The organism is Sulfitobacter sp. 1A15106 (assembly GCF_043556995.1).
Lineage (GTDB): Bacteria > Pseudomonadota > Alphaproteobacteria > Rhodobacterales > Rhodobacteraceae > Sulfitobacter > Sulfitobacter faviae.
Map to the genome: position 1 here is coordinate 100,833 of NZ_JBIFFM010000003.1, position 26,441 is coordinate 127,273.

General features: G+C 63.7%; 31 protein-coding genes. 21 read left to right on the plus strand and 10 right to left on the minus strand.

What is annotated here, in order from left to right; all coding sequences use genetic code 11:
- Positions 1-91: 91 nt before the first annotated feature.
- From ACGYKA_RS05390 to lpxK, 5 genes are all read left to right on the plus strand, one after another.
- Positions 92-1,438: a TldD/PmbA family protein gene (locus ACGYKA_RS05390; protein WP_394408581.1), complete on the plus strand. Its 1,347-nt coding sequence runs from the start codon at positions 92-94 to the stop codon at positions 1,436-1,438.
- Positions 1,431-2,207, plus strand: a complete 777-nt coding sequence (locus ACGYKA_RS05395) for a 3'(2'),5'-bisphosphate nucleotidase CysQ (RefSeq protein WP_394408798.1) — start codon at positions 1,431-1,433, stop codon at positions 2,205-2,207. The genes ACGYKA_RS05390 and ACGYKA_RS05395 overlap by 8 nt, the downstream gene beginning before the upstream one ends.
- A gap of 63 nt (positions 2,208-2,270) precedes the next feature.
- The gene (locus ACGYKA_RS05400) at positions 2,271-2,513 is read left to right on the plus strand and encodes a DUF4170 domain-containing protein (RefSeq protein ID WP_067262181.1); all 243 of its coding nucleotides are present in this window, start codon (positions 2,271-2,273) and stop codon (positions 2,511-2,513) included.
- A gap of 6 nt (positions 2,514-2,519) precedes the next feature.
- Complete coding sequence (locus tag ACGYKA_RS05405) at positions 2,520-3,764, plus strand: 3-deoxy-D-manno-octulosonic acid transferase (RefSeq protein WP_394408578.1); 1,245 nt, start codon at positions 2,520-2,522, stop codon at positions 3,762-3,764.
- A complete protein-coding gene (gene lpxK, locus ACGYKA_RS05410; RefSeq protein ID WP_394408575.1) occupies positions 3,751-4,737 on the plus strand; it encodes a tetraacyldisaccharide 4'-kinase in 987 nt (328 codons plus the stop codon). The genes ACGYKA_RS05405 and lpxK overlap by 14 nt, the downstream gene beginning before the upstream one ends.
- Here lpxK and ACGYKA_RS05415 read toward each other — a convergent pair.
- Genes ACGYKA_RS05415 through ACGYKA_RS05425 form a run of 3 tightly spaced genes read right to left on the minus strand, consistent with a single transcriptional unit; the run spans position 4,734 to position 7,083 of the window.
- Positions 4,734-5,852: a CaiB/BaiF CoA-transferase family protein gene (locus ACGYKA_RS05415; RefSeq protein ID WP_271688829.1), complete on the minus strand. Its 1,119-nt coding sequence runs from the start codon at positions 5,850-5,852 to the stop codon at positions 4,734-4,736. The two genes, lpxK and ACGYKA_RS05415, sit on opposite strands and share 4 nt — an antisense overlap.
- On the minus strand, positions 5,852-6,538 hold the full coding sequence (locus ACGYKA_RS05420; protein WP_271688828.1) for a DsbA family protein: 687 nt from the start codon (positions 6,536-6,538) through the stop codon (positions 5,852-5,854). Before ACGYKA_RS05420 ends, ACGYKA_RS05415 begins: the two co-directional genes overlap by 1 nt.
- 35 nt (positions 6,539-6,573) lie before the next feature.
- Positions 6,574-7,083, minus strand: coding sequence for a DUF721 domain-containing protein (locus tag ACGYKA_RS05425; protein WP_394408572.1), 510 nt, complete (start codon positions 7,081-7,083; stop codon positions 6,574-6,576).
- Between the two features lie 82 nt (positions 7,084-7,165).
- On the opposite strand from ACGYKA_RS05425, the gene mutY reads away from it, so the two are divergent.
- From mutY to ACGYKA_RS05440, 3 genes are all read left to right on the plus strand, one after another.
- Positions 7,166-8,230 (plus strand): A/G-specific adenine glycosylase, encoded by a 1,065-nt coding sequence (gene mutY, locus ACGYKA_RS05430; protein WP_394408569.1) that lies wholly within the window; start codon positions 7,166-7,168, stop codon positions 8,228-8,230.
- Positions 8,231-8,296: 66 nt separating this feature from the next.
- A complete protein-coding gene (locus ACGYKA_RS05435; protein ID WP_394408566.1) occupies positions 8,297-9,445 on the plus strand; it encodes an alkane 1-monooxygenase in 1,149 nt (382 codons plus the stop codon).
- Positions 9,446-9,513: 68 nt separating this feature from the next.
- A complete protein-coding gene (locus ACGYKA_RS05440; RefSeq protein WP_394408563.1) occupies positions 9,514-9,939 on the plus strand; it encodes a response regulator in 426 nt (141 codons plus the stop codon).
- A gap of 126 nt (positions 9,940-10,065) precedes the next feature.
- On the opposite strand, the gene ACGYKA_RS05445 is transcribed toward ACGYKA_RS05440, so the two are convergent.
- The 3 genes from ACGYKA_RS05445 to ACGYKA_RS05455 form a co-directional block, all read right to left on the minus strand.
- Positions 10,066-11,166 (minus strand): site-specific DNA-methyltransferase, encoded by a 1,101-nt coding sequence (locus ACGYKA_RS05445; RefSeq protein WP_136720258.1) that lies wholly within the window; start codon positions 11,164-11,166, stop codon positions 10,066-10,068.
- Between the two features lie 88 nt (positions 11,167-11,254).
- Positions 11,255-11,884, minus strand: coding sequence for a ribonuclease HII (locus ACGYKA_RS05450; RefSeq protein ID WP_394408560.1), 630 nt, complete (start codon positions 11,882-11,884; stop codon positions 11,255-11,257).
- 124 nt (positions 11,885-12,008) lie between these two features.
- Positions 12,009-12,590 (minus strand): hypothetical protein, encoded by a 582-nt coding sequence (locus ACGYKA_RS05455; RefSeq protein ID WP_394438159.1) that lies wholly within the window; start codon positions 12,588-12,590, stop codon positions 12,009-12,011.
- A gap of 217 nt (positions 12,591-12,807) precedes the next feature.
- On the opposite strand from ACGYKA_RS05455, the gene ACGYKA_RS05460 reads away from it, so the two are divergent.
- The 3 genes from ACGYKA_RS05460 (at position 12,808) to ACGYKA_RS05470 (ending at position 14,908) form a co-directional block, all read left to right on the plus strand.
- Positions 12,808-13,101 (plus strand): hypothetical protein, encoded by a 294-nt coding sequence (locus ACGYKA_RS05460; protein ID WP_394408554.1) that lies wholly within the window; start codon positions 12,808-12,810, stop codon positions 13,099-13,101.
- A gap of 1 nt (position 13,102) precedes the next feature.
- Complete coding sequence (locus tag ACGYKA_RS05465) at positions 13,103-13,777, plus strand: transcriptional regulator (RefSeq protein ID WP_394408551.1); 675 nt, start codon at positions 13,103-13,105, stop codon at positions 13,775-13,777.
- Positions 13,778-13,885: 108 nt separating this feature from the next.
- On the plus strand, positions 13,886-14,908 hold the full coding sequence (locus tag ACGYKA_RS05470; RefSeq protein ID WP_067266005.1) for an aspartate-semialdehyde dehydrogenase: 1,023 nt from the start codon (positions 13,886-13,888) through the stop codon (positions 14,906-14,908).
- Between the two features lie 72 nt (positions 14,909-14,980).
- Here the strand turns inward: ACGYKA_RS05470 and ACGYKA_RS05475 are convergent, their stop codons facing one another.
- On the minus strand, positions 14,981-15,631 hold the full coding sequence (locus ACGYKA_RS05475) for a carbonic anhydrase (RefSeq protein ID WP_394408548.1): 651 nt from the start codon (positions 15,629-15,631) through the stop codon (positions 14,981-14,983).
- 154 nt (positions 15,632-15,785) lie between these two features.
- Here ACGYKA_RS05475 and ACGYKA_RS05480 point away from each other — a divergent pair, with 154 nt between their 5' ends.
- The 3 genes from ACGYKA_RS05480 to ACGYKA_RS05490 all read left to right on the plus strand — a co-directional run bounded on the left by ACGYKA_RS05480 (position 15,786) and on the right by ACGYKA_RS05490 (position 18,388).
- A complete protein-coding gene (locus ACGYKA_RS05480; RefSeq protein WP_209218490.1) occupies positions 15,786-16,163 on the plus strand; it encodes a hypothetical protein in 378 nt (125 codons plus the stop codon).
- A 63-nt stretch (positions 16,164-16,226) separates the two neighbouring features.
- Complete coding sequence (locus ACGYKA_RS05485; RefSeq protein ID WP_394408545.1) at positions 16,227-17,609, plus strand: leucyl aminopeptidase family protein; 1,383 nt, start codon at positions 16,227-16,229, stop codon at positions 17,607-17,609.
- The gene (locus tag ACGYKA_RS05490) at positions 17,606-18,388 is read left to right on the plus strand and encodes a C40 family peptidase (protein WP_271688818.1); all 783 of its coding nucleotides are present in this window, start codon (positions 17,606-17,608) and stop codon (positions 18,386-18,388) included. The genes ACGYKA_RS05485 and ACGYKA_RS05490 overlap by 4 nt, the downstream gene beginning before the upstream one ends.
- Here ACGYKA_RS05490 and ACGYKA_RS05495 read toward each other — a convergent pair.
- On the minus strand, positions 18,385-18,732 hold the full coding sequence (locus ACGYKA_RS05495; RefSeq protein ID WP_209218493.1) for a DUF2794 domain-containing protein: 348 nt from the start codon (positions 18,730-18,732) through the stop codon (positions 18,385-18,387). The genes ACGYKA_RS05490 and ACGYKA_RS05495 overlap by 4 nt on opposite strands.
- Before the next feature lie 130 nt (positions 18,733-18,862).
- Here ACGYKA_RS05495 and paaI point away from each other — a divergent pair, with 130 nt between their 5' ends.
- Both paaI and paaK read left to right on the plus strand, forming a co-directional pair.
- Positions 18,863-19,300, plus strand: coding sequence for a hydroxyphenylacetyl-CoA thioesterase PaaI (gene paaI / locus ACGYKA_RS05500; protein WP_394408542.1), 438 nt, complete (start codon positions 18,863-18,865; stop codon positions 19,298-19,300).
- Positions 19,300-20,610, plus strand: coding sequence for a phenylacetate--CoA ligase PaaK (gene paaK / locus ACGYKA_RS05505; protein WP_394408539.1), 1,311 nt, complete (start codon positions 19,300-19,302; stop codon positions 20,608-20,610). Before paaI ends, paaK begins: the two co-directional genes overlap by 1 nt.
- 8 nt (positions 20,611-20,618) lie before the next feature.
- Here paaK and ACGYKA_RS05510 read toward each other — a convergent pair whose 3' ends face one another.
- Entirely contained in the window at positions 20,619-21,080 is a 462-nt protein-coding gene (locus tag ACGYKA_RS05510) for an I78 family peptidase inhibitor (RefSeq protein ID WP_394408536.1), read from the minus strand.
- Between the two features lie 254 nt (positions 21,081-21,334).
- On the opposite strand from ACGYKA_RS05510, the gene ACGYKA_RS05515 reads away from it, so the two are divergent.
- The 5 genes from ACGYKA_RS05515 to ACGYKA_RS05535 are packed head-to-tail and all read left to right on the plus strand — an operon-like array spanning position 21,335 to position 25,146.
- A complete protein-coding gene (locus ACGYKA_RS05515; protein WP_322328481.1) occupies positions 21,335-22,264 on the plus strand; it encodes an AEC family transporter in 930 nt (309 codons plus the stop codon).
- A gap of 28 nt (positions 22,265-22,292) precedes the next feature.
- Complete coding sequence (gene fghA, locus ACGYKA_RS05520) at positions 22,293-23,126, plus strand: S-formylglutathione hydrolase (RefSeq protein ID WP_394408533.1); 834 nt, start codon at positions 22,293-22,295, stop codon at positions 23,124-23,126.
- A gap of 3 nt (positions 23,127-23,129) precedes the next feature.
- On the plus strand, positions 23,130-23,582 hold the full coding sequence (locus tag ACGYKA_RS05525) for a YaiI/YqxD family protein (RefSeq protein ID WP_394408530.1): 453 nt from the start codon (positions 23,130-23,132) through the stop codon (positions 23,580-23,582).
- Positions 23,583-23,614: 32 nt separating this feature from the next.
- Entirely contained in the window at positions 23,615-24,235 is a 621-nt protein-coding gene (locus ACGYKA_RS05530) for an HAD family hydrolase (protein WP_394418128.1), read from the plus strand.
- Entirely contained in the window at positions 24,232-25,146 is a 915-nt protein-coding gene (locus ACGYKA_RS05535; RefSeq protein WP_394408525.1) for an ornithine cyclodeaminase family protein, read from the plus strand. Before ACGYKA_RS05530 ends, ACGYKA_RS05535 begins: the two co-directional genes overlap by 4 nt.
- On the opposite strand, the gene ACGYKA_RS05540 is transcribed toward ACGYKA_RS05535, so the two are convergent.
- Complete coding sequence (locus ACGYKA_RS05540) at positions 25,143-26,384, minus strand: MFS transporter (protein ID WP_394408522.1); 1,242 nt, start codon at positions 26,382-26,384, stop codon at positions 25,143-25,145. The genes ACGYKA_RS05535 and ACGYKA_RS05540 overlap by 4 nt on opposite strands.
- Positions 26,385-26,441: the final 57 nt, after the last annotated feature.

The window sequence follows — 26,441 nt, forward strand, 5'->3', positions numbered from 1 at the left end:
GCGCCTGCCCTATCTGGGAAAATAGAGCCCAGCCCTTGCCCCCCGCGGGGCGGGGGATTACCCCTTTTCCAACCCCATAAGGAGCCAGACCATGCCAGACGCCCTTGATGCATTGACCAAGTCCCTCCTTCATGCGGCCACCAAGGCCGGGGCGGATGCGGCCGATGCCATGGCGATCACGGCAAGCTCTGTCTCGATCGAAGTGCGCGGCGGGGCGCTGGAACAGGCCGAACGCTCCGAAGGGACGGACATCGGGCTGCGGGTCTTCGTCGGCCAACGTTCGGCCAATGTCTCGGCCTCCGACACGTCATCGCGCACGATCGAAGAGATGGCCGAACGCGCCGTCGCCATGGCCCGAGAAGCGCCCGAAGACCCTTATTCCGGGCTGGCCGATCCCGATCAACTCTCACCCCGCCGCGATGCCGAAGGGCTGGAGCTTTGCGACCCCACGCCCGAACCCTCCCCCGAAGCCCTGCAAGAGGACGCCGCCCGCGCCGAAGCCGCCGCGCTGGCCGTCAAAGGGGTCAGCCAAGTGCAATCGGCGGGCGCGGGCTATGGCGCGCAAGAGATTTACCTCGCCGCGACAAACGGGTTCGAGGGCGGCTATGCCCGCAGCGAACGCGGGCTGTCCTGTGTCGCCATCGCAGGCAGCGGCACCGGGATGGAGCGGGACTACGACGGCGACAGCCGCATCTTTCAGGCCGATCTGCGCGACGCGCAGGAGATCGGCACACGCGCGGGCGAACGCGCGCTGGCGCGGCTCGACGCCCGCAAGCCCCCCACCGGCAGCTACCCGGTGCTGTTCGACGAACGCATCGCCGCCTCGCTGATCGGGCACCTCTTGGGGGCGATCAACGGTCAGGCGATTGCGCGCGGCGCGTCCTTCCTGCGCGATGCCAAGGGCGAACAGGTGCTGCCCGAAGCCCTGTCCCTGATCGAAGACCCGACCCGCATCCGCGCCACCGGCTCGCGCCCCTTTGACGCCGAAGGGCTGCCGACCCAGCGGCGGGCCATCGTCGACAAGGGCATCCTGCAAGGTTGGACGCTCGACCTTGCCACGGCCCGCAAGCTGGAGCTTACCCCCACCGGCAACGCCGCGCGCGGTCCCGGCTCCGGCCCGCAGCCCTCGAACTGGAACATCGCGCTGACCCAAGGGGAGGCCAGCCGCGACGATCTGATTGCCGAGATGGGGACCGGGCTATTGGTGACTTCGATGATCGGCAGCACGATCAACCCCAACACAGGCGACTATTCGCGCGGCGCCTCGGGCCTCTGGGTTGAGAATGGTGAGATCACCCATGCGATCAACGAATGCACCATCGCGGGCAACCTGCGCGACATGCTGCGGGCGATGATCCCCGCCAATGACGCCCGCATGCATCTCAGCCGCGTTGTGCCCTCGCTGCTGGTGCCGGGAATGACCCTTGCCGGTGCCTGAGGACGATCTCACCCTCTTGATTGACGCCGCCCGCAAGGCGGGTGCCGTGGCGCGCGGCTTTGCCGGGGCCACAGCGAAACGTTGGGACAAGCCCGATAACGCAGGCCCGGTGACCGAGGCCGATCTGGCGGTGAACGATCTGCTGCTGTCGGAGTTGCGCAGGGCGCGGCCCGACTATGGCTGGCTGTCTGAGGAGACGGAGGACAATACCGACCGGCTGGGGCATGAGCGGGTTTTCATCATCGATCCGATCGACGGCACCCGCAGCTTTGTCGAGGGGTCCGACACTTGGGCCCATTCGCTGGCGGTGGCCGAGGGCGGCGAGGTGACGGCGGCGGTGGTCTATCTGCCGATGCGCGACATGCTCTATGCCGCGCACCGGGGCGGTGGGGCCACGTTGAACGGCGCGCCGATCCGCACCTCCGAGGTAGGCAGGCTGGCCGAGGCGACCGTGCTTGCCGCGCGGCCCGCGCTGGTGGCCGAGCGTTGGCACGGCGGCGCGGCACCGGTGTTCAAACGCAGCTACCGTCCTTCGCTGGCCTACCGTATGGCGCTGGTGGCCGATGCCTCTTTCGACGCGATGATCACCCTGCGCCGCACGTGGGAATGGGACATCGCCGCCGGCACGTTGATCGTGGCCGAAGCGGGCGGCAGTTGCACCACCGCTACGGGCGCACCGCTCAGGTTCAACAACCCCGACCCGCGCGTAGATGGCATTGTCGCCGGCGGCCCAACGGTGCAGCGCGCGCTGATCGACGCCCTTGCGTGACCGGCCCCATCTGCTAGGCACTATGCGCAGCACCGCAGCTTTGACAGATCAAAGGACAGCTCCATGACCCAACGCCTGCACCTTGTTTTCGGTGGCGAACTTGTCGATCCGACCAAGAACGCGTTCAAGAATGTCGACGACATCCACATCGTCGGGATCTTCCCCAATTATGCCAGCGCCTATGACGCATGGAAATCCGAAGCGCATCGTACCGTCGATAACGCGCATATGCGCTATTACATCGCCCATCTGCACCGCCTGCGCGACGAAGAGACCTCGGCCTCGCCCACCGAAGAGCTGGAATAAACCACCATGGCGGCGCGGTCGCTGGGGCTTGCAGCCTATCGCGCCCTCGTGCGCCGGGGCGGGGCCGAAGACGCGCCGCCCTACGCCCCCCGCCCCGAGGGGGAACTGGTCTGGATGCATGCCGCCGAAGCGGGCAACGTGCTGGCCGTGCTCGACCTCGCCAAACGGTTCATGGCGATGCGCGACCGGGTCGCGGTGCTGGTCACTCTGTCGGAGAGCGCGGCGGCCCAAGAGCTGCCCACGCCCGAGACGCGCGATCTGTTCATCCTCCCCGCCCCCAGCGAACACCCCGACAATGTGGCGCGGTTCCTTGACCATTGGCGGCCCGATTTCTGCCTGTGGACATGGGGCGGGCTGAGGCCCAACCTCGTGTTGGAGACCGCAGGGCGCGGTTGCCCCATGATGATGATCGACGCCGACAGCGCCGGTTTCGATGGCCGCCGCGACCGCTGGCTGCCCGATGTGACGCGGCAGTTGCTGGCGGCTTTCGATCAGGTGCTGGCCCGTTCCCCCGCCGTGCTGCGCCGTCTCGTGCAACTGGGCCTGCCGCGCAATAAGGGGCAGGTGACCTCGCCGCTGTTGGCAGGCGGTCAGGCGCTGCGCTGCGCGGAATCGGATTTGGCGGATATGTCGGCCTGCCTTGTCGGGCGTCCGGTTTGGTATGCGACGCAGGTTTTGACCGAAGAGATACCCGTCATTCTCACTGCCCATCGCCAAGCGCTGCGCCTCTCGCATCGGCTGCTGCTTATCCTGCACACCCATGATTACCCGACCGCCGATATCGCCCATGAGCGCGCCCGCGCGCGGGGGTTCACCACGATGCGGTGGGGCGATGACCCCTACCCCGACGAGACGACGCAGGTCATGGTGGCGGACGATCCGGGCGATCGGGGGCTGTTCTTTCGGGTGGCGCCGGTGTCTTTCCTCGGGTCTTCGCTGGTCTCGGGCCACGGCGGCTGCGACCCCTTCGAGGCGGCGGCGCTTGGCTCGGCGGTGCTCTACGGCCCCAAGGTGCGCAACTTCCTGCCCTCTTACGGGCGGCTCGCCACGGCAGGCGCGGCGCGGATCGTCAATGACGCGGGCGCGCTTGGCAATGCGGTGTCGCGTTTGATCGCGCCGGATCAGGCCGCCACCATGGCCCATGCGGGCTGGGACGTGATCAGCGAAGGGGCCGAACTGGCCGATAGGGTGATTGAGATGGTGCAAGACCGGCTCGACGAAGAAATGGGAGCATCCGATGCGCGCGCCTGATTTCTGGCATCTGCCCCGCCCCGACTGGCGCGCACGGCTGTTGCAACCGCTGGGCGCGCTCTATGCCACGGCCACCGCGCGGCGGCTGGCGGGCGGCACGCCGCTGCGGTTGGGGGTGCCGGTGATCTGCGTCGGCAATATCAACGCAGGCGGCACCGGCAAGACGCCCACGGTGATGGCTGTGCTGCAATATCTGCTGGAGCGCGGCCATCGCCCGCATGTCGTCTCTCGCGGCTATGGTGGCACGCTAGAGGGGCCGGTGCGGGTCGACCCCCTGCAGCACAGCGCCGAGGAGGTCGGGGACGAGCCACTGCTGCTCGCCGCCTTTGCGGATGTCTGGGTCGCCCGGGATCGCGCAGCGGGCGCGCAGGCCGCCGAAGCGGCGGGGGCCACGGTGGTGGTGCTGGATGACGGTTTTCAGAACCCCGCGTTGGTACAGGATCTGAGCATCGTCGTGGTGGATGCGGTCAAAGGGTTCGGCAACGGCCTCTGCCTGCCTGCTGGCCCGTTGCGGGAGCCTGTCGCGGCGGGGCTGGCGCGGGCCGATCTCTTGCTCTCTATCGGGGATGAGGCGGCGCAGGCGCGCTTTGCGAAACGGCTGCTTAAGACGGACCTGCCCCATGCGCGCGCCGAACTCGCGCCGTTGCAAACCGGGATGGATTGGTCGGATTCCCAAGTCCTCGCCTTTGCGGGCATCGGCCATCCTGAGAAGTTTTTCGCGACGCTGCGCGGGCTGGGGGCAACGATCCTTCATGCCGAGGCGCTGGAGGATCACCAGCCGCTGACATCGCGGCTGATGTTGCGGCTGGAGGCCGAGGCCGCGATGCGCGGCGCACAGCTTGTCACAACCGAGAAAGACGCGGTGCGCCTGCCGATTGAGTTCCGCGCCAAGGTGCTGACCCTGCCGGTGCGCCTGTCCCTGCCCGAAGGCAACGCGCTGCATGCAGCGCTGGACAGGCTGCCACCGCCTTAGGCCTTGTTGTCTTCGCCCAGTTTCGGCGCAGGCCGGTGCAGCGAAAGCTCGGCCCCCGAAAAGGTAAAGGGTGACCGCAGCCCCGGCACACCGTCCAGTTCAATCTGCATGCCCCGCGCCACGACCTGCGGATCGGCCATGACATCGGCCATGTCGTTGATCGGCCCGGCAGGCACGCCATGCGCCTCGCAGGCGGCAAGCAGATCATCACGGCTGCGCAGACGGGTGGCCCCGGTCAGGCGGCGGATCATCTCGGGCCGGTTGGCGACCCGGTCGGCGTTCTTGAGGTACTCCGGCGCGGTGGCCATGTCATCCAGCCCCAGCAACTGACACAGGCGTTGGTACTGCCCGTCATTGCCCGTGGCGATGATGAGATGGCCGTCGGAACACTCAAACACCTCATAGGGCGTCAGGTTGGGGTGGGCGTTGCCCATCCGCGTCGGTGCCTTGCCGGTGGTGAGATAGTTCATCGCCTGATTGCCGGTGATCGCCACGGCGCAGTCGAGCAGGGCCATATCGATATGCTGCCCGACGCCGGTTTGGTGGCGCTGGTGAACGGCGGCCAGAATCGCGGTGCTGGCATAGACCCCGGTAAAGATATCGGTGATCGCCATGCCGGATTTCTGCGGCTGGCCGTCCCGCTCTCCGGTGATCGACATCAGGCCGGACATGCCTTGGATGATGAAATCATAACCCGCGCGATGGGCATAAGGCCCGGTGTGGCCGAACCCCGTGATCGAACAATAGATCAGCTTCGGAAACTGGGCAGACAGGCTGGCATAGTCCAACCCGTATTTCGCCAATCCCCCGGTCTTGAAATTCTCGATCAGGATATCCGCATCGGCCAAAAGCTCTTTGACCTGCGCCTGACCTTCCTCAGTGCGGAAATCCACGGTGACCGAGGCTTTGCCCCGGTTGGTCGAGTGGAAATAGGAAGCGGTGACATCCTCGTCCCGGGTGACGAAGGGTGGCCCCCATTGGCGGGTGTCATCCCCCGCCGGGCTTTCCACTTTGATCACCTCGCATCCGAGGTCCGACAGTGTCTGACCGGCCCAAGGGCCAGCCAGAACACGCGCCAATTCGACGACTTTCAGTCCTGCGAGCGGTGCGGTCATTAGCCAGCCAGCGCTTCGTCGAGGATTTCCTTCATGTCGGCATAGGACATGTTGGAGTGTTTCTTGCCGTCGATGACAAAGCTCGGCGTGCTTGAGATGTCATCCTCTTTGGCGTTTGCGGTGTACCATGCCACCAGCGCCTCGGCCATTTCACCGTCTTTCAGGCATTCATCCAGCGTCTCGTTGTCGAGCCCGGCCAGACGGCCAATCTTGCGCAGCTCATCGACGATGGCGGCAGGTTCGCCAGCGCGGGTCCATTCGCTTTGCGATTTGTAGATCAGGTCAGCGATGCCAAAGAACTTCTCCTGCCCGCCGCAGCGCGCCACCATGGAGGCCCAGAGACCGTAGCGATCGAAATAGACTTCGCGGTAGATGAACTTGACCTTGCCGCTGTCGATGTAATCGGCCTTCAGCTTTTTGAAGGTCTCGTTGTGGAAGGTCGCGCAATGCGGGCAGGTGAAAGAGGCGTATTCGACAACCGTCACCGGCGCGTTCTCATCGCCCAAGACCATCTCGGTGATGCCGGAGGTGTCGACTTCGCCCTCGGTGGTTTGCGCGTTCGCGGCGCCGACGAAGGGGGTCAGCGCAGTGCTGCCCAGGGGGGCCGAGCCAAAGCTGCTGGCAGCGAACCAGCCACCGACGCCGAGGGTGGCAAGACCGCCAAGGATTACGTTTCTGCGATTCATAGGATGTTCCTTCCGTTTGACCAGCTATCAGATCGTCAGCTTTGGTTCTTGTTCAATATGTTCTCGCCCAGACGTGCAAGGGCCTCGCGCAGCCCCTCATCGGCCACCGGCTTGGCGGCCTCGGCTGCTTTTTGTTGCAACGCGGGGTCGGGGCGGGGCTTCTCGCCCTTGGGCTTGTGATCGAAAGCGACGCGCCCTTCGGCAAAGCCTGTCGCCGCTGTCTGGGTGATCCGCACCCGCGCGATGGCGTTGTAGCCGTAGACCGCGTTGACCCGCGCGCGCAGTTGCTCTTTCTGCATTTCCAGCATGGGCGCATTGGCCCCGGTGGTCAGCAGGGTCAGGGTGGCACCGATGCCCTCCTTGCGGCCATAGCTCACCTCGACCGGGCGCGAGATGGCGGCGGTTGCCTCGCCCGCGATCTCGGCCCAATGGGTCAGCAAGCGCGATTGCGCAAAGCCACGGGTCTCGCTCGCCTTGCGGATCTGTTGCGACAGCAGGCTGTTGGTGCGTTTGAACCCTTTTGTAGTCGTACGACGTGGCGGCATGGCTTTGTTTCCCGAATGTGCTGACATACATAACCATTTGCCCCAGCGTCACCAGCCCCTGCTCCGTCGAAAGGCCTAAACATTGCGTGAGAAAACCCGCGTCAGCGAGCTGCCGCCGATCCTGCTAGAGTGGTACGACACCCACGCCCGCGCCCTGCCATGGCGGGTGCCGCCGCAGGACCGGATCGCCGGGGTCATGCCCGACCCCTACCGTATCTGGCTGAGCGAGGTCATGTTGCAGCAGACCACCGTGGCCACGGTAAAGGATTACTTCGCGCGGTTCACCGCCCGCTGGCCGGATGTCGCCGCCCTCGCCGCTGCCGAGGATGCCGATGTGATGGCCGAATGGGCCGGGCTTGGCTATTACGCGCGCGCCCGCAACCTGCTGAAATGCGCGCGGGTGGTGGTGGATGAGCATGGCGGCAATTTCCCTGCGGATCACGACGCGCTGCTGAAACTGCCGGGGATCGGGCCCTATACGGCGGCGGCGATTGCCTCCATCGCCTTCGATCTGCCCCATGCGGTGCTCGACGGCAATGTGGAGCGGGTGATGGCGCGGGTCTATGACATCCACACGCCCCTGCCCGCCGCCAAGCCCGAGCTGATGGCCCGCGCCGCCGCCCTGACCCCGGCGGCTCGCCCCGGCGACTATGCCCAAGCGGTGATGGATCTCGGCGCCACGATCTGCACCCCGAAATCCCCCGCCTGTGGCATTTGCCCTTGGCGCGATCCCTGCGCCGCGCGGGCGCAAGGCACGGCAGCGCTCTTGCCCAAGAAGACGCCGAAGAAACCGAAACCCATCCGTCACGGCACGGTCTATCTGGCAGAGCGCGAGGATGGCGCTTGGCTGCTAGAGACGCGGCCCGAGAAGGGGCTGCTTGGCGGTATGCTCGGCTGGCCCGGCTCCGACTGGGTCGACACATCCGAGCCGCGCCCGGAAGGCACACCGCCCTTGGCCGCCGATTGGCGCGCCCTGCCGGGTGAGGTGCGCCACACCTTCACCCATTTCCATCTGATGCTGACGGTACAGCACGCGCGGGTCGGCCATGACAGCCGCCCCGAAAACGGTGAATTCATCGGCCAGAACCAGTTCCGCCCAAGCGATCTGCCCACCGTCATGCGCAAAGCCTTCGACCTCGCGCGCTAGCGCCGCGTCAGGCTTTGAGCCTCGGGCAAACTGCGGTATATCTGGCGCGCAACTATGAGGAGCCCCATGGCCAACCGCATCATCGCCGCCCAAGACCTCGCCCGCCTGTCGCGCGCCCTGCCTTTCTGGATGTCCCTGCTGCTGATTCCGCTGGCGTGGCTCTGTGCGGCGCAGGGCGGCTGGACCATCGCACTGCTGCCGCTGGTGACATGGTATCTGTTTTCGATGCTCGACGCGGTGCTGGGGCTGAACCTCGACAACGCCGATCTGGAGGCGACGGAGGATGATCTTTATTGGTACCGCCTCGTCACCCTGCTCTGGACCCCGCTGCAGTTCCTCACCGTCTTTGGCCTGATCTACTACGCCACACGCGCCGGGCATCTGGGCACGGCAGAGCGGATCTTTCTATTCTTCGGCGTGGGCGTTATCACCGGCACCATCGGCATCAACTACAGCCATGAGCTGATGCACCAGCGGAACAAGATCGAACGGCGGCTGGCGGATATCCTGCTGGCCATGGTGCTTTATTCGCATTTTCGGTCAGAGCATCTGCTGGTCCATCACCGCCATGTCGGCACCCCGCGCGACACGGTGACGGCGCGCTACAACGAAGGGTTTCATCGCTTCTACCCCCGCGCGCTGCGCGAGTCGCTGACATCGGCCTTTCAAGCGGAAAAGAACATGCTGGCCCGCAAGGGGCTGCCTTGGACCGATCCGGGCAATCCTTTCTTCAAATACTGGGCGCTGCAAGCCACCTTTTTGCTGCTGGCGCTGATCTTGGGCGGTTGGAGCGGGCTGGGCCTGTTCCTTGTCCAAGCCGGGGTGGCGATCTGGCAATTGGAACTGGTCAATTACATCGAACACTACGGGCTGACGCGTAAACATCTGGGCGGCGGGAAATATGAACATGTCCAACCGCGCCATTCGTGGAACGCGGCGCATAAGGCCAGCAACTGGCTGCTGATCAACTTGCAACGCCATTCCGATCACCATTACAAACCCGACCGGCGTTTTCCGGTCTTGCAGACCTATGGCACAGGCGACGCGCCGCAGCTTCCTTACGGCTATCCGGTGATGACAATGGCCGCGATGGTGCCGCCGCTGTGGCGGCGCATCATGAACCCGCGCGTCCGCAAATGGCGCGAGATGTATTACCCCGAGATCACCGACTGGAAAGCCTACAACAAGGCCAGCAACCCCCTGCCCCGTCTCTGATCACGGCAACGCAAAGTTAAACTTTGCCTGTCAGATATGCTGCGATTGTTACCAGTGGAGTGGTACTGATGCAGCACCAACAAACACCCGCGCGGGCGGCCTATGATGGCACCTGCCTGATCGTCGAAGACAGTGAGTTTGACCGAGAAAGGCTGCGCCGCGTTCTGGCCCGCGCCTATGGCGGGATGCAGGTCGAATTCGCCCCCAGCATCGAAGCGGCACGCCGGGCGCTCAGCGCCGGGGACAAGGCGTTGATCCTGCTCGACAACAACTTGCCCGATGGGCTGGGCGCGAATTTCGCGCTGGAACTGGCCTGTGATCATCGCCACGCCCAAACCCCCGTCATCATGCTCAGCGATTGGCCCTCTCCGGTCATGTGGGAGAAAGCCGCCTCTGCCGGGGTGCTCTATGTGGTGAATAAATGCGATTTCGATGCCAGCTACCTTGCGGCCGCGCTGCGCGAGCTTCAGGGTCGCAATCGGCACATGCATTAGCCCGCATCACTATACCTAGCATCAAAAAAACCCCGCCATTGGGCGGGGTCAAGGTAGGCACCCGTGTGCATGCCCCTCACGCAGAGGGGCCACGGGTGCCGGCGGTGTTCGATTATCCGGGGTGGATCAGTTCGCCATTTCGGCTCTGATCTGCTGACGCAGAATGTCGATGGGGACATTCTTGCCGTCTTTCTTGTAGCACCAATAGGTCCAGCCGTTGCAGCTGGGGGCTTTCTCATAGGCGGCGCCCACCTGATGGATCGACCCTTTGACATCGCTGCCGATCAGGGTGCCATCGGCGCGGACCTTGGCCTTGTGGCGACCATTCATGGAATAGAGGTTCTCGCCCGGGCGCAGCATGCCGCGCTCGACCAACTGGCCGAAGGGCACCCGCGGCTCGGCGCGTTTGGAGGTGGTGGTTTGCAGCGCTTCGTTGTCGAATTTGCGCACCATCGAGATCCGCTTTTCGGCAACCTTGCGATAGGCTTCCTCACGCTCGATGCCGATGAAATCACGGCCCAACATCTTGGCGACAGCGCCGGTGGTGCCGGTGCCAAAGAACGGATCAAGAATCACATCGCCCGGGTTGGTCGAGCCGACAAGGATGCGGTGCAGCAGGCTTTCGGGCTTCTGCGTCGGATGCGCTTTCTCGCCCGCCTCATCCTTCAGACGCTCATGGCCGGTGCAGATCGGCAGCACCCAATCGCTGCGCATCTGAATGCCTTCGTTCAGCGCCTTCAGCGCCTCATAGTTGAAGGTGTATTTGCTGTTCTCGCTCTTCCCGGCCCAGATCATCGTCTCATGGGCATTGGTAAAGCGCTTGCCACGGAAGTTCGGCATCGGGTTCGACTTGCGCCAGACCACATCGTTGAGGATCCAGAACCCCTGATCCTGAAGCGCGGCACCGACGCGGAAGATGTTGTGGTAGCTGCCGATCACCCAGATTGCGCCATCGGGCTTGAGCAAACGCCGCGCGGCTTTGAGCCATGCGCGGGTGAATTCGTCATAGGCTTTGAAGCTGGCGAATTGGTCCCATTCGTCATCAACTGCATCGACCTTGGAGTTGTCGGGGCGATGCAAATCACCTCGCAACTGCAAGTTGTAGGGCGGATCCGCGAAGATCAGATCCACCGATTCTGCTGGGAGGGCGTTCATTGCCTCAATGCAATCGCCCGCAACAATAGTGTTCAAGGGAAGCGCCGCGGCGCCCTTTGTCATCGTTTTCATATCTCTGCCTCATTACCCGGCGCTTAAGCGCTCATTGGTTGTGGATAAAATGAGCCATCAGAGAATCGTGGTCAATTTCTTTTTTGAATCAATCGGTTAACAAATTGGCTTGATACAAGATATTGTGTACCGGTTTGAACAAACGTCTATGGTGTGGGGTGACACCAAGATCCTGCAGGGCGGCAATGTGGCTTTTCGAGCCATAGCCCATATTGGTTTCCCAACCGTAACCCGGATGCTGTTGCGCCAAATCCACCATGAGGTTATCGCGCACGGTTTTCGCAACAATAGAAGCCGCCGAGATCGACAGACAGCGCGCATCGCCCTTCACCACAGGTTGCGCGGGCAGCGCCAAATCACGCGGAAGCATATTGCCGTCGATCAACGCATAGTCCGCCTTGCAGGCCAAACCGGCCAAGGCGCGGGTCATGGCCAGATGGCTGGCACGCAAGATGTTGTGTTCTTCGATCTCTTCGACCGTGGCATGGGCCACGCAAACAACGGCGACCGACATGATCTCTTCATAAAGCTTTTCGCGGGCGCGGGCGGTGAGCTTCTTGGAATCGTTCAGCCCCTCGGGGATCTGCCCTTCGGTAAAGACCACCGCGGCAGCTGTGACCGGCCCGGCCAGCGGGCCACGGCCCACTTCGTCCACACCGGCGATGGTGCGAAAGCCGCGGGTCATCGCCCCGCGTTCGAGTTCATAGTCAGGTATCATGGGGCTGGTGAAACCGCATGCGCCCCTAAGGTGCAACAAAAAAGAGAAAGGGGAGGCGCCCGAACACCCCCCCTTTCAAAACCCGAGCGACAGGGACGTGCCGCTCGGTCAAGGCACGCCGGGGTTACCGACGCGCCAAGCTGTAACCCGAGTCGCGCAGACAGCGGGCGTCATAGCCGTAGCGCGCGCCCTCGGCGGTACTAACGCGTTTGGCGCAGTAGCGGGGCAGGCGATCGGCATAGGAGTAATTCTTTTCAAGGCAGGGCTCGCCAAACATCATGACTTTGCCCTCATCGCCCGTGTAGCTGCGGAAGCACTGCTGCGGCAGCAGCTTGCGGTCCACGCGCTCAGGCAGGGGGCGCACTTCGCGCTCGGGGTAGGTGGCGCGGTCGCGCTCAGGGCGGGTCCAGTCGCTGCGACGCGGTGCGGGGCGCGGGTCAACATAGGGGCGCTGATGGGGCCGCTTGGAAACCGTCGGGTAATACCGGGGCGCCTCATAGACCGGCGCGGCGCGGCGGCGGGTCACGGTCTCACGCTCTTTACGCTCTTTGTTGTTGTCGTAGATCATTTTGCCCACGATCGCGACACCCGCAATCGCGGCGAGCGTGCGCAGCACCTCTTTTTCATCGGCAGCAGCCGGGCGGGCGCCAAAGGCAGTGATGGCAACCGACAGGGCGGCGATGGTAGCAATGAACTTACGGTACATGGGTCTGGTCCCTTCTCGTTATCGGCGCGTTTCGCTGCGCCCTTGATCCTCTGCGGCCATAACTCGGGGGCCGCGTATCGGTTCGTATGTCTGTTGGTGCCACCAAATTGGGATGAGGGCCAAAGACAGGCAATAACAGGGGGTCGTTATCCAATAACAAGACGCTCAAAACGCCTTGGTTATTGAATATCAACGGGCGAAAGCGCATTAAAAACATATGAAAAACGCATGTCTCTCCTTGCTGACCGCGCTGGCGGTCATTCTGGCCCTGCCCGCCGCGGCAACGGCTGGATGCTTTGCCGATTACAAGGCCAAGCAAGACAATCCGCTGCGCCTTCACTATGGGGTGGCACAGATCTCCGGGGCCTGTGAGCCAGCCTCCGCCGAAACCGAACTCACGCCGCGTCTTGCAGCGGAGGGCTGGACATTGTTGAATGTGCTGTCTGTTTTCGGTGACGAAGGCTTGGATCAAAGGAAAGACAGTGCAGGAACATTCTACCTCCGCTTCTGACATGCGCAGATTTGGCGGGCGTTTCGTGATCGGTGGCATCGCCGCCGTGGTCGCCGTGCTTTTGGTCGTGGCGCTTGTGCTGCTCTGGGCGCTGCCGGATGCGAACGTCTTTAACGCCCGGGTCGAGCGGATCTTTATCGAGAACGACGATCTGACCACCCAGGCCGAGATCAAGCTGCTGGAAATCCTCGCCCAGTCCGGCACCGCCTTTTCCGAGACTTTGGCCAGCTACCGCATCGTGATCGTCGTGCTTTTGGTTTTTGCCAGCGCCATGCTGGTCGCGGCGATGGTGTTTTTGTTCATGCTGATCGGCTTCAACCGCCGCATGGCGCAGATTGAGCGGACGGGCATTCAAGTGAACTCTCTGCTGATCAGCCGGGAAGAGAATACCGTCTATCTCAACAACCTCGGCTTCAAACTGACCGCCGCCGCGATGGAGACGATGTCGGTCCTTGCCGAGGCGCGGATGGATGACGACGTGCTGTCGGGCTCTGAGATTGAAGGCATGATCTCGGGCCGCAGCCCTGCCGACTGTGATGAGGCCGCAGGCGCCACGCGGATCAAACGCCTGCGCGACACGCTTGGCAACCAGCTGGTGTCGGAACTGCTGGTCAAGAACATCGCCCGGCGCGGCTATATGCTGGCGATCAACAAGGACGTGATCAAGGTTCTTTAACCCCGGCAAAGCACCGCCCTGCCCCGCCCTCACGCGGCTGGCCCTAGCCAATGCCCCGCAGGCACGTTAAATGGCGTCAAATTAAATTGGACAGACTGGAGTAATCAAATGGGTTATCGCGTCGCCGTCGTCGGTGCCACAGGCAATGTGGGCCGTGAAATGTTGAACATCCTTGCGGAGCGTCAGTTCCCCGTGGACGAGATCGTGGCCCTTGCCAGCCGCCGTTCGCTCGGGACCGAGATCACCTTCGGGGACAAGACCCTCAAGACCAAAGACCTCGACACTTTCGATTTCACCGGCTGGGACATGGCGCTCTTTGCCGTGGGCTCCGAGGCCACCAAGAAATACGCCCCTGCCGCTGCCAAAGCGGGCTGCGTGGTGATCGATAACTCGTCGCTCTACCGCTACGACAACGAAGTGCCGCTGATCGTGCCTGAGGTGAACCCCGAAGACGTGCACGGTTATTCCAAAAAGAACATCATCGCCAACCCCAACTGCTCCACCGCGCAGATGGTCGTGGCGCTGAAGCCGCTGCATGACCGCGCCAAGATCAAGCGCGTCGTGGTCAGCACTTACCAGTCGGTTTCCGGCTCGGGCAAAGAGGCCATCGACGAGCTTTGGGACCAGACCAAATCGGTCTACAACCCGACCGACAATTACGAGGCCAAGGTCTATCCCAAGCAGATCGCCTTTAACGTGATTCCGCATATCGACGTCTTCCTCGAAGACGGGTCGACCAAGGAAGAATGGAAAATGGTCGCCGAGACCAAGAAGATCGTCGATCCGTCGATCAAGGTCACCGCGACCTGCGTGCGCGTGCCGGTTTTCGTGGGCCATGCGGAATCGATCAACATCGAGTTCGAAGACCACCTTGATGAGGCCGAAGCCCGCGACATCCTGCGCGAAGCGCCGGGCATCATGGTGATCGACAAGCGCGAAGACGGTGGCTACGTCACGCCCGTCGAATGCGTGGGTGATTTCGCCACCTTCATCAGCCGCATCCGTCAGGACAGCACCATCGACAACGGCATCAACCTGTGGTGCGTCAGCGACAACCTGCGCAAGGGTGCCGCCCTGAACGCCGTACAGATCGCCGAACTGCTGGGCCGCGAAGTGCTGAAAAAGGGCTGAGGTTCAGCCACAGTCTAGGAATAAGAAAGGGGGCCAAGCGGCCCCCTTTTTCGTTCTACGATTTATCGACGGTCAGACCGGCTCAAACGCGCGCAATTCGGGCAGGTAATGCTCCAACCCGCCCTCGCCGATGTCGGTCCAAAGACCGTGCAACGACAACTCGTCCTTATCGACCGCCTCTTTCAGCCATGGGAAGGTCATCAGGTTTTCCAGCGAGGTGACAACGGCGAGCTTTTCAAGCTGACGCTCCTGCTCGCGCTTGTCCTTGATGCTGGACACGGAATCGAAGGTCGGGCGCAGGATGTCCATCCAGCGGCCCACGAAACTGTCTTTCTTCTCAAGCTCCGGCGCCTCGCCCCGGCACATGGCGGCACAGCCCGCCACACCGCCGCAGCTGGAATGGCCCAACACGATCACATGCGCGACCTTCAGCGCCGTCACCGCATATTCGATCGCCGCCGAGGTGCCGTGCTGGTTGCCGTCGGGCTGGTAAGGCGGCACGAGGTTGGCGATGTTGCGGTGAATAAAGAACTCGCCCTGATCGGCCCCGAAGATCGAGGTCACATGCACCCGGCTGTCGCAGCAGGAAATTACCATGGCCCGTGGATGCTGCCCTTCGGAAGCAAGGCGGCGATACCACGACTGGTTTTCGGCATAGCCGGTCGCCTTCCACCCCTGATAGCGTTGCAACAGATACGACGGCAGAGCCTTGGCCTTGTCCATGTGTAAACGTCCCCTAATGCGTGATGCGGTTTTAGCGCAGATAGCGCAAATGCCATACGAATTCGAGAGAAAAGGCACAATCATCGCAACCCTTTGCACACCTTCATGCGCCATATTGCCCCTAGGCCGTGGGGGCGATCGAAGGATGACTGGAATGCAACTTATGCAAATTCGCCCGACCGAACAGGTCTGCGTCGATCAAGAGCGGCTGGCGCTGCTCTACACACAACTGGGTGAGGTGGGGGCCGAAGATGTCCTCTGCCGCGCGATGGAGGAATTGGCCCTGCGCCTGTCCCATTGCAAGAGGCTCCATGAGGGCCAAGACCGCGCCGGGCTGCGCAAAAGCGTGCACCGCCTGATCGCCATCGCCGATCAAATCGGCATGGCGCTCGTCGCCCGGGTGGCGGCGGATGTGATGGTCTGTATCGACGCCGGGGATGACATCGCCACGGCGGCCACGCTGTCGCGGCTGATCCGCAGCGGCGAACGGTCGCTGACCGCTATATGGGACCTGCCAGAGATCACGATCTGATCGCTTGCGGGTGGCGATGGAAAAGGTAGGCTGCGCGCAAATCCAGATTTGCAAAGGTTTGTCATGTCCGCCGAATTCGCCGCCCCCTCCGCCAATGCCCTGCCGCTTCACGTCTTGAGCGAGACCGCGCTTGAAGGCTGGCTTGCCGATCAGCCCGGCGCGGTGCAGGCATGGGTGAAGGCCAGCGGCTTTGCGGGCGGCCTTGGTCAGGCGCTTGTCGTGCCGGGTGCCGAGGGCGCGCCGGTGATGGCACTGGCGGGCTACGGGTCCGAAGCCGCCCGCCGCCGGGGCCGCTTTCACCTTGCCGCCGCTGCGGCCAAGCTTCCTGCCGGGGATTACCGAATCGAAAGCGGCCTGCCCGAGGATCAGGCGGCGACAGAGGCGCTTGGCTGGCTGCTGGCGGGCTACCGATTTGACCGCTACCGCGAGCAGTCCCCGATGCCCGCCCGCCTCGTCGCGCCCGAGGGGGTCGACGCCGAACAGATCACCGCGCTGGCCACGGGTGAGATGCTGACCCGCGATCTGATCAACACACCCGCTTCAGACATGGGGCCGCCCGACCTTGAAGCCGCCGCGCGCAAACTGGCCGAGCGGCATGGCGCGCAGATCGAGGTGACAACCGGCGATGCCCTGCTGGAAAACAACCTGCCGATGATCCACACCGTGGGCCGCGCCGCCGACCGCGCGCCGCGGCTGATCGACATGACATGGGGCAACGCGGGGCCAAAGCTGACGTTGGTGGGGAAAGGCGTCTGTTTCGACACCGGCGGGCTGAACCTGAAGCCCGGCGCCTCGATGGCACTGATGAAAAAGGACATGGGCGGGGCCGCCGCCGTGCTGGGGCTGGCGCATATGATCATGGCCACCGGCATGAAGGTGCAGCTTCGCGTGCTGATCCCGGCGGTTGAGAACTCCGTCTCGGGCAATGCCTTCCGCCCCGGCGACATCCTGACCTCGCGCAAGGGGCTGACGGTTGAGATCAACAACACCGATGCCGAAGGGCGTCTGGTGCTGGCCGATGCGCTGGCGCTGGCGGATGAGGACAAGCCCGATCAGATCATCTCGATGGCGACGCTCACCGGGGCCGCGCGGGTGGCCGTGGGGCCGGACCTTGCGCCCTATTACAGTGACGACGCCGCCTTCGTCTCGGCCTTGGAAAGCGCCGCTGCCGGGTCAGCCGATCCGGTCTGGCGGATGCCATTCCACGACGCCTACGAGGCGCTGATCGAGCCCGGCATCGCCGACCTCGACAACGCGCCCAAGGGCGGCTTTGCCGGGTCGATCACCGCCGCGCTCTTCCTGCGCCGCTTTGTGACCGACAGCAAATACGCGCATTTCGACATCTACGGCTGGCAACCTGCCGACGCCCCCGCCCGCCCAAAAGGCGGCACCGGCCAAGGCACCCGCGCGATCTATGCCGCCCTGCCCGCCTTGCTGAAACCATGAGCGATCCGCGTCTCACCCCGGACCCGGCACTGGCGACCCAGAACCGCCCCGCGCAGGTGGCGGTGCCGGTGGCCGACCTCTGCCGCCGCCCTGACGGGCCACGCGACCGGCAGTTGTTGTTCGGCGAGCAGGTGACCGTGCTGCATGAGGCGTCGGGCTGGGCCTATGTGAAGGCCGAGAAAGATGGCTATTGCGGGCATGTTCTGCAAAGCACCCTCGGCACCCCGTGCAAGGCCACGCATCGCGTCTGCGTGCCTGCCACCCATGCCTATCGCGACGCCGATCTGAAATCGCCGGACCTGCTGAGCCTCAGCTACGCTGCGCGCGTCACAGTCACGGCAGAGACCAAGGATTTCGCCGAAACCCCGCAGGGGCACATTCCGCTGGGCCATCTTGCACCCGTCGAGAGCCGAGAGGCCGACCCGGCGCAGATCGCGGCGCTGTTCATTGGCACGCCCTATCTCTGGGGCGGCAACAGCCGTTGGGGGATCGATTGTTCGGGCCTTGTTCAAGCGGCGCTGCTGGCCTGCGGCATCCCCTGCCCCGGTGACAGCGACCAGCAGGAAAAGACCGTGGGCGCCCCCGTCAGCGACGCCTATCAGCGCAATGATCTGTTGTTCTGGAAAGGCCATGTCGCGCTGGTGGTGGACGGCGAGACGATGATCCACGCCAATGCCCACGCCATGGCCGTGAGCTATGAAAACATCGCCGAGGCCATCGCCCGGATCGAAGCGGGCGGTGACGGGCCGGTCACCGCACATCGCCGCCCCGGCGTTTAATCCACCGCGCGGATCAGCTTGCGCTCCAACACGCGCAGCACGGCCTTCAGATCATGGCCCCGGCGCAGCACCTGCCCGCCGGTGCCGACCACTGCATACATCCCCTGCCGATTGCGCAGCTTGGGCCGTTTTTCGATCCGGTAAAGCGGTATCTCAGCCGTGCGCCGAAAGACCGAAAAGACGGCCACGTCCTTAAGGTGCGAAATCCCGTAGTCCCGCCACTCCCCCGCCGCGACCATACGCCCGTAGAGCGATAGGATCAGCGACAGTTCGGTGCGGTGGAAAGCGACCTGTTCGGCAGGGCGCTCGAAAGCCGTGATTGGCGATGGGGGCTCTATGCTCATGGCTTTACAGTTGACCCTGACGGGGGCCAAATCAAGCCCTGACATGGCCGAAAGCGCGGCTCAAAATTTCTTGAAAGCGTTACAGAATTGTGCAACCAATCTGAAAAATGAAACACAAAGGCATGACGGAATGACCCCAGACGCCCGCGCCCGCAAATGTGCCGAGGTGATGTTCGCCCGAGATTCCGCCTCGGCCGGATTGGGCATGAGGATCGACGAGGTCACCCCCGGCGGCGCGGTTTTGTCGATGTCAGTGCGCCCGGACATGCTGAACGGGCATGGGATTTGCCACGGCGGTTTCATCTTCACGCTGGCCGACAGCGCCTTTGCTTTTGCTTGCAACAGCTACAACCAGACCACTGTCGCCCAGCAGAACCAGATCACCTATCTCAGCCCCGGCCAGCCGGAGGAGCGGCTGACCGCCACCGCCCGCGAAGTGTCGCGCAGCGGTCGGTCGGGCATCTATGATGTGACCGTCACGGGCGAGGATGACCGTGTCGTGGCCCTGTTTCGCGGGCTCTCCCGCAACATCAAGGGCCAGCTATTTACCGAGGAGGAGCCGACCTGATGAAAGACCTGACCCCCGCGAAGGATACGCTCGACCCGATTGAGATCGCCAGCCGGGACGAGATCAGCGCCCTGCAATTGGACCGACTGAAATGGTCCCTGCGCCATGCCTATGACAACGTGCCCTTCTACAAGCAAAGCTTCGATGAGGCGGGCGTGCATCCCGATGATCTGAAACAGCTTTCCGATCTTTCGCGCTTTCCCTTCACGGTAAAGACCGACCTGCGCGACAATTACCCCTTTGGCATGTTCGCCGTGCCGCGTGATCAGGTGGCGCGCATTCACGCGTCCTCCGGCACCACCGGGCAGCCGACCGTGGTGGGCTATACCAAGGACGATCTGGCGAACTGGGGGCAAGTCGTCGCCCGCTCCCTACGCGCGGCGGGGATGCGCCCGGGCGACATGCTGCACAATGCCTATGGCTATGGGCTGTTCACCGGCGGCTTGGGCATCCACCTTGGCGCCGATGCGCTTGGCCTATCGACCGTGCCGATCTCGGGGGGGATGACCCCGCGCCAAGTGCGCCTGATCGAAGATTTCGCCCCCAAGGGCATCACGGTCACCCCGTCCTACGCGCTGTCGATCTTGGATGAGTTTGCCAAACAGGGCATCGACCCGCGTCAATCCTCGCTCGAAGTCGGCATTTTCGGGGCCGAGCCTTGGACCAACGCCATGCGGCAGGAGATCGAGCAGGCCTTCGACATGCATGCGGTCGACATCTACGGGCTCAGCGAAGTCATGGGCCCCGGCGTGTCGATGGAATGCGTGGAAACCAAGGACGGGCTGCACATCTGGGAGGATCACTTCTACCCCGAGATCATAAACCCCGAGACCGGCGCGCCGGTTGAGGATGGCGAGATGGGCGAGCTGGTCTTCACCTCACTCACCAAACAAGCCTTCCCGATCATCCGCTATCGCACCCGCGACCTGACCCGCCTGCTCGCTGGTACCGCGCGCTCGATGCGGCGGATGGAGAAGGTGACCGGGCGCAGCGACGACATGATCATCCTGCGCGGCGTCAACGTCTTTCCCACCCAGATCGAAGAAGCACTGATGGCGACGCCGGGGCTTGCGCCGCATTTCCAGATCGAACTCTCGCGCCCCGACCGGATGGATCAGATGCGCGTGCTATGCGAATGCGCGGATGCCAACATCACCACCGACGCCCGCGCCGCTGCGATCAAGGCGCTCTCGGCGCAGATCAAGCAAACGGTCGGCATTTCGGTCACGGTTGAGGTCATGGACGTGGGCGGCGTTGCCCGGTCCGAGGGCAAAGCCGTGCGTATTCTCGACAACCGCCCCAAGGGCTAGGGACGACCCTAGCCGCAGGTGACTTTGGCGATTTTGCCTTCCGCGTCCAAGACGATGTTGGTGCGGTTGGGGTTGGCATCCATGGTCACCGGGTCGCCCTCTGTATAGACGCGCTTGGGCTCGGAAACGATGCTCGCCGCCGACTTCGGGCGGCCGATCAGCCCCCACCAACTGCCTTCTTTGCAGGTGTCGGTCGGGCGCTCGGCGGCTGCGAGCTCTTCCTGACCGTCGTCCTCAGAGGGGCTGGAGGTGTCATTCACCGCATTGACCACCGAATCCGGCAGGGGCTTGGGCTTGGCCGGGCTGCTGGGGGTTTCGGACCGCGCAGGGGCCGATGGCTTAGAGACAGCCGGTGGCGGCGCGGGCGTGGTCGCCACAGGCGCGGGGGCCGGGATCGGGTTCTGCACCGGCGCTGTCGATAATTCGGCGCAACCGGCCAGCACTAGGGGTGCCAAGAAAACTACTCTCATATTCCAAACCTCGTTCTTCGCGTGGCGTCCATCCCGCAACAGGTAGCTCCCTGACCCGCCCCGCCAAGGGCCGGGCGCTTTGCCCTTGCTGGAACTTGCCGATAGGACTGCTGGGGCGGCGAGATCACGGAGCCGCCCGGGGCGATCCCGCTGGCCGCAACCCCATGAGCGCGCGGGTGGCGTCGATCGGTTCAGCCAAGGCCCAAGCCCCTGCCCCATTGCACCCCAACGGCGGGCTGGCTAATGCTTGACCCATGGTCGCGATCTTCCTGAAAACCCTGCCGTTCTTTGCGCTGATCGGCCTTGGCTACTGGGCCGGGCGCACGCGGTTTTTCTCTGCCGAAGCGACGGCCTATCTCACCAAATTCGTCTTCTACTTCGCCCTCTCGGCGATGCTGTTCCGTTTTTCCGCCAATCTGTCCTTGGCCGAGGTCTGGGACAGCCGCCTTGTCGCCGCCTACCTCTGGGGGACGGCCTTCGTCTATGCCATCGCCAGCCTCGTCGGCTTTTTGCGCGGGCTCGATGTGGCCACCAACGGGATCGAGGCGCAATGCGCCGTGATCGGCAACACTGGCTTTCTGGGCGTGCCGATGCTGACGCTGCTCTTAGGGCCGGATGCCATCGGCCCCGTGCTGCTGGCGCTGACCGTCGACATGATCATCTTTTCCAGCCTCATCGTGATCCTGATCACCGGCTCCCGCGAGGGGCAATTGCGGCTGGCGACGCTCAAGATCGTCGGGATCGGCCTGCTGAAAAACCCGATGATCGTCGCCATTACACTCGGTTTCCTCTGGTCCGGCTTCGGCATCCCGATCCCCGTGCCGCTGAACGAATTTCTGGCCATCCTTGGCGGCGCTGCCACCCCCGGTGCGCTGTTCGCCATCGGCGCCTCGCTGGCCTCTAAATCCGCCGAACGGATCGAGATCGCGGGCTGGCTGACCTTTTGCAAACTGGTGCTGCACCCGCTCTTCGTGGCCTTTGGCGCGCTGTTTCTCTTCGGCGTCGACCCGTATAAAGCCGGGGTCATCATCGCCACGGCCTCTCTCCCGGTCGCGGGCAATGTCTATATGCTCGCCCAACACTACGGCGTCGCCCCTCAGCGGGTCTCTGCCGCCATTCTCGTCTCAACCACAGTTAGTATCGTGACCGTCAGCCTTGTCGTAGGCTGGGTCTCGGCCCTGTGACACACTCAAGTTCGAAAGGAACGCTGCCATGAAAACCATCTCGGAAAACGCCTGTTTCGGTGGCACGCAGGGGGTCTACTCCCACGTCTCCGACACCTGTGGCTGCGACATGACATTCGGCCTGTTTCTCCCTGCCGAGGCGCAGGACGGCCCGGTCCCGGTGCTCTGGTATCTCTCAGGCCTGACCTGCACCCATGAGAACGCCATGACCAAGGCGGGCGCGCAGGCTTGGGCCGCGGAGCATGGCATCGCGCTGGTCTTCCCCGACACCTCCCCGCGTGGTGAAGCTGTGGCCGATGATGACGCTTACGACCTTGGCAAAGGCGCGGGGTTCTATGTGAACGCGATCCAAGACCCTTGGGCGGCGCACTACCAGATGTGGGATTATCTGGCCGAGGAGTTGCCCGCCCTGCTCGGCGAAAATTTCGCCCTCGATATGGAGCGTCAAGGCATCACCGGCCACTCCATGGGCGGGCACGGCGCGCTGACGCTCGCGATGAACCTGCCGGGGCGCTTCCTCTCAGTCTCGGCCTTCGCGCCGATCACCCATCCAACGGCGAGCGATTGGGGCAAAAAGCAGCTCAGCGCCTACCTCGGGTCCGACGAGAGCACATGGACGAAACACGACAGCACGCTCCTGATGCGTGAGAAGGGCTTCGACGGGCCGGTGCTGATCGACCAAGGGGCGAGCGACCAGTTCCTTGACCTCTTGATGCCCGAGGCGCTGGCCGAGGCCATGGCCGCCAAACGCCAGCAGGGCAGCTTCCGCATGCAGCGGGGCTATGACCACAGCTATTTCTTCGTGGCGAGTTTCATGGAGGATCACGTCGCCTTCCATGCCGACGCGCTCTACGCGGGCTGAGCCATGACCGCGCTCTACATCGACGCAGACGCCTGCCCCGTGAAGGCCGAGGCCGAGCGGGTGGCGACCCGGCACAAGATCAAGATGTTCCTCGTCTCCAACGGCGGGTTGCGCATGTCGCAAAACCCGTTGGTCGAGGTGGTGATCGTGCCCGACGGGCCCGACATCGCCGATATGTGGATCGCCGAGCGGTGCGGTCCGGGCGACGTCGTGGTGACGGGGGACATCCCGCTGGCCGCCAAATGCGTCGAAGCGGGGGCAAGGGTGCTGAAACACAACGGCGAGGCGCTGACTGCGCGCAACATCGGCAACGTCCTGGCCACCCGCGACCTGATGGCCGACCTGCGCGCCGCCGACCCCTTCCGCCAAGGCGGCGGCAAGGGGTTTACAAAGGCCGACCGCTCCCGTTTCCTCGAAGCATTGGAGCGGGAACTGCGTGCGGCGGCGCGGGGGTAGCCCCGCGTTAAGCAATTGTTAGGGCAAGTGATATGACACCACAGGCGGTCGTTTTCGACATCGGAAACGTATTGATCGAATGGCAACCGGAGCGGTTTTACGACAGCGTCATCGGCGAAGATCGCCGCCGCGCCATGTTCGACGCCGTGGACCTGCACGACATGAACGACCGCGTCGACAGCGGCGAGAATTTCCGCGACACGATCTATGCCATGGCCGAGGCGACGCCTGAGTGGGGCGATGAAATCCGCCTCTGGCACGACCGCTGGATCGAGATGGCCGCCCCGGTGATCGACCATTCGCTGCGACTGATGAAGGCGCTGCAAGCCCGCGGCGTGCCGGTCTTTTCGCTCACCAACTTCGGCATTCAAAGCTATGATCTGGCCGCGACCCATTACCCTTTCCTGCGCGAATTCGACCGTGATTTCATTTCCGGCCACCTCGGCATGATCAAACCCGCGCCCTCAATCTACGAGGCCGTGGAGCAAGGCAGCGGCCTGCCGCCCGAGGCCCTGCTCTTCACCGACGACCGCGCCGACAACATCGCCACCGCCGCCGCGCGGGGCTGGCAAACCCACCATTTCACCGGACCACAAGGCTGGGCCGACCGTCTGGTCGCCGCCGGTCTGCTGACCCGGGAGGAGGCCGCATGACCGACATCCCGAACATCTCCTTCGACGCGGGGGAGGCGCTGCTGGATTGGATCGCGCTTACCGATGCGCTGGCCACGGGCCACGACCTGCCGAAGGCCGAGATCGGCGACACCTTCCTCTATCGCGGCAAGGACACGCTTCTAAGCCGCGCGGCATGGATCGACGGGCTGGGCATGGCGGTGAAATCCGCCACGATCTTCCCCGGCAACCCCGACCGGGAGGTGCCGATGGTCAACGGCGGCGTCTCGCTTTTCGATGACGAAACCGGCACGCTCTCCGCAATCGTGGACTTCCACCTCGTCACCAAGTGGAAGACCGCGGGTGACAGCCTCTTGGCCGCGCGCCGTCTTGCCCGACCGGACAGCGAGAACATCCTGATCGTCGGCGCGGGCACCCAAGGCCGCGCGCTGCACGCGGCCTATTCCGCGGCCTTCCCGCAGGCGCGTTTCACGGTCTGGAACCGGACGCCCAAGAACGCCGAGGCGATGGCCGCAGAGCTCAAGATCAACGTGGCGACCGATCTAGAGCAGGCCGTGCGCGCCGCAGATATCGTCACCTCTGCCACCATGTCGACCGACCCGCTAATCAAGGGCGATTGGTTGCAGCCCGGCCAGCACGTCGATCTCATCGGCGCCTACCGCCCCGACATGCGCGAGGTGGACGACACGGCGCTGCTGCGCGCCCGCGTCTTCGTCGACAGTTTCGACACCACCATCGGCCATATCGGAGAGATCAACATACCGCTTGAGGCAGGCACCATCACCCGCGACCATCTGGTTGCGGATTACTACGAGCTAGGTGCCTTCACCCGGCAGAGCGATGACGAAATCACCCTGTTCAAGAACGGCGGCGGCGCGCATCTGGACCTGATGACCGCCAACCACATCCTCGAACGCTGGCGGGCAGGTTAAGCGGTCACCAGCCCTTCGAGCCGTTTCTCGCGGATCGGCAGATGCACCACGGCGCTGAAGGCACCCACGGCCACGCCGACCCACCAGACGGCGGTGTAGCTGCCGTAGATGTCGTACATCCGCCCGCCCAGCCAAACGCCGAGGAAACTGCCCAGCTGGTGGCTGAAGAAAACGATGCCGTAAAGCGTGCCCATGTAGCGCAGCCCGTAGATATGCGCGACGAGGCCGGAGGTCAGCGGCACCGTGGCGAGCCAGAGCGCGCCCATGCCCACAGAGAACAGGATCACCGTCATCGGCGTGATCGGGAACATGATGAAGGCCGCCGCGATCACCGTGCGCCCAACGTAGATCCCCGCCAGCAGGTATTTCTTGGAATAGCGCTTGCCCGCCCAGCCCGCCAGCAGCGTGCCCGCGATATTGGCCAGACCAATAAGCGAGATCGCCACCGCGCCGAGCGCCGAGGTGGTGGTGATGCCGATGTTGTGCAGCACCCCTCCGGCAAGGATCGGGCCGCACATCTCGGTCACGAAGGCCGGGAAATGCGCGGTGATGAAGGCGAGTTGATAGCCGCAGGAAAAGAAGCCCAGAAAGATCAAAGTATAGGAGGGATCGCGGAAGGCCTTGCCAAGGATCTGGCCCATCGATTCTTCCAGCTCCGCGCGGCTTGCCATCGCGGGCGCGCGCATCATCGGCAAGGTCAGCAGCATCAGCAGGATCACCCCCGCGAAGCTCACGAAGGTCATCTGCCATGACATGAAGCTTAGCATCCATTCCGCAACCGGCGCGCCAAAGACTTGGCCCGCACTGCCCGCCGCCGTGGCAATCGCCAGCGCCATCGAGCGGTTCTCGTCCGAGGCCGCCCGCCCGACCACGGCGAGGATTACGCCAAAGCCGGTGCCCGCAATGCCGAAGCCGACGAGCCAGGCATAGGACTGATGTTCGATCGGCGTCGCGGAATTGGCCGACAAGAGCAGCCCCACCGCATAGACCACCGCCCCGATGATAATCGCCCGCCTATCGCCAATCTTCTCGGCCAGCGCGCCAAAGATCGGCTGCCCGATGCCCCAAGCGAGGTTCTGAATCGCGATGGCGAGGGAGAATTCACTGCGTGCCCATGCAAATTCCTCGGCAATGGGGATCTGGAACACGCCGAAGGAGGCCCGCACGGCGAAGCTGACCATGATGATGATACATCCGACCATCAGGACCGGGGTGAACAGGGGCGCGCGGCTTTGCATGGAAGTGTTCCTTTCCACGGCAGATTATGGGTTTCCCCGGCGTCGTCAATCGCACAT

Coding starts and splice junctions, on each gene's coding strand:
- ACGYKA_RS05455 (WP_394438159.1), bottom strand. CDS start 12,590: ATGTACCGTAAGTTCATTGCTACCATCGCCGCCCTGTCGGTTGCCATC.
- ACGYKA_RS05425 (WP_394408572.1), bottom strand. CDS start 7,083: ATGCCGCCACGTCGTACGACTACAAAAGGGTTCAAACGCACCAACAGC.
- ACGYKA_RS05495 (WP_209218493.1), bottom strand. CDS start 18,732: ATGAGCATAGAGCCCCCATCGCCAATCACGGCTTTCGAGCGCCCTGCC.
- ACGYKA_RS05450 (WP_394408560.1), bottom strand. CDS start 11,884: ATGATACCTGACTATGAACTCGAACGCGGGGCGATGACCCGCGGCTTT.
- ACGYKA_RS05485 (WP_394408545.1), top strand. CDS start 16,227: ATGTCCGCCGAATTCGCCGCCCCCTCCGCCAATGCCCTGCCGCTTCAC.
- ACGYKA_RS05525 (WP_394408530.1), top strand. CDS start 23,130: ATGACCGCGCTCTACATCGACGCAGACGCCTGCCCCGTGAAGGCCGAG.
- ACGYKA_RS05460 (WP_394408554.1), top strand. CDS start 12,808: ATGAAAAACGCATGTCTCTCCTTGCTGACCGCGCTGGCGGTCATTCTG.
- ACGYKA_RS05530 (WP_394418128.1), top strand. CDS start 23,615: ATGACACCACAGGCGGTCGTTTTCGACATCGGAAACGTATTGATCGAA.
- ACGYKA_RS05535 (WP_394408525.1), top strand. CDS start 24,232: ATGACCGACATCCCGAACATCTCCTTCGACGCGGGGGAGGCGCTGCTG.
- ACGYKA_RS05440 (WP_394408563.1), top strand. CDS start 9,514: ATGCAGCACCAACAAACACCCGCGCGGGCGGCCTATGATGGCACCTGC.
- ACGYKA_RS05405 (WP_394408578.1), top strand. CDS start 2,520: ATGGCGGCGCGGTCGCTGGGGCTTGCAGCCTATCGCGCCCTCGTGCGC.
- lpxK (WP_394408575.1), top strand. CDS start 3,751: ATGCGCGCGCCTGATTTCTGGCATCTGCCCCGCCCCGACTGGCGCGCA.
- ACGYKA_RS05400 (WP_067262181.1), top strand. CDS start 2,271: ATGACCCAACGCCTGCACCTTGTTTTCGGTGGCGAACTTGTCGATCCG.
- ACGYKA_RS05475 (WP_394408548.1), bottom strand. CDS start 15,631: ATGGACAAGGCCAAGGCTCTGCCGTCGTATCTGTTGCAACGCTATCAG.
- paaI (WP_394408542.1), top strand. CDS start 18,863: ATGACCCCAGACGCCCGCGCCCGCAAATGTGCCGAGGTGATGTTCGCC.
- ACGYKA_RS05415 (WP_271688829.1), bottom strand. CDS start 5,852: ATGACCGCACCGCTCGCAGGACTGAAAGTCGTCGAATTGGCGCGTGTT.
- ACGYKA_RS05390 (WP_394408581.1), top strand. CDS start 92: ATGCCAGACGCCCTTGATGCATTGACCAAGTCCCTCCTTCATGCGGCC.
- ACGYKA_RS05470 (WP_067266005.1), top strand. CDS start 13,886: ATGGGTTATCGCGTCGCCGTCGTCGGTGCCACAGGCAATGTGGGCCGT.
- ACGYKA_RS05445 (WP_136720258.1), bottom strand. CDS start 11,166: ATGAAAACGATGACAAAGGGCGCCGCGGCGCTTCCCTTGAACACTATT.
- ACGYKA_RS05480 (WP_209218490.1), top strand. CDS start 15,786: ATGCAACTTATGCAAATTCGCCCGACCGAACAGGTCTGCGTCGATCAA.
- ACGYKA_RS05435 (WP_394408566.1), top strand. CDS start 8,297: ATGGCCAACCGCATCATCGCCGCCCAAGACCTCGCCCGCCTGTCGCGC.
- ACGYKA_RS05515 (WP_322328481.1), top strand. CDS start 21,335: ATGGTCGCGATCTTCCTGAAAACCCTGCCGTTCTTTGCGCTGATCGGC.
- ACGYKA_RS05510 (WP_394408536.1), bottom strand. CDS start 21,080: ATGAGAGTAGTTTTCTTGGCACCCCTAGTGCTGGCCGGTTGCGCCGAA.
- fghA (WP_394408533.1), top strand. CDS start 22,293: ATGAAAACCATCTCGGAAAACGCCTGTTTCGGTGGCACGCAGGGGGTC.
- ACGYKA_RS05465 (WP_394408551.1), top strand. CDS start 13,103: ATGCGCAGATTTGGCGGGCGTTTCGTGATCGGTGGCATCGCCGCCGTG.
- ACGYKA_RS05540 (WP_394408522.1), bottom strand. CDS start 26,384: ATGCAAAGCCGCGCGCCCCTGTTCACCCCGGTCCTGATGGTCGGATGT.
- paaK (WP_394408539.1), top strand. CDS start 19,300: ATGAAAGACCTGACCCCCGCGAAGGATACGCTCGACCCGATTGAGATC.
- ACGYKA_RS05490 (WP_271688818.1), top strand. CDS start 17,606: ATGAGCGATCCGCGTCTCACCCCGGACCCGGCACTGGCGACCCAGAAC.
- ACGYKA_RS05420 (WP_271688828.1), bottom strand. CDS start 6,538: ATGAATCGCAGAAACGTAATCCTTGGCGGTCTTGCCACCCTCGGCGTC.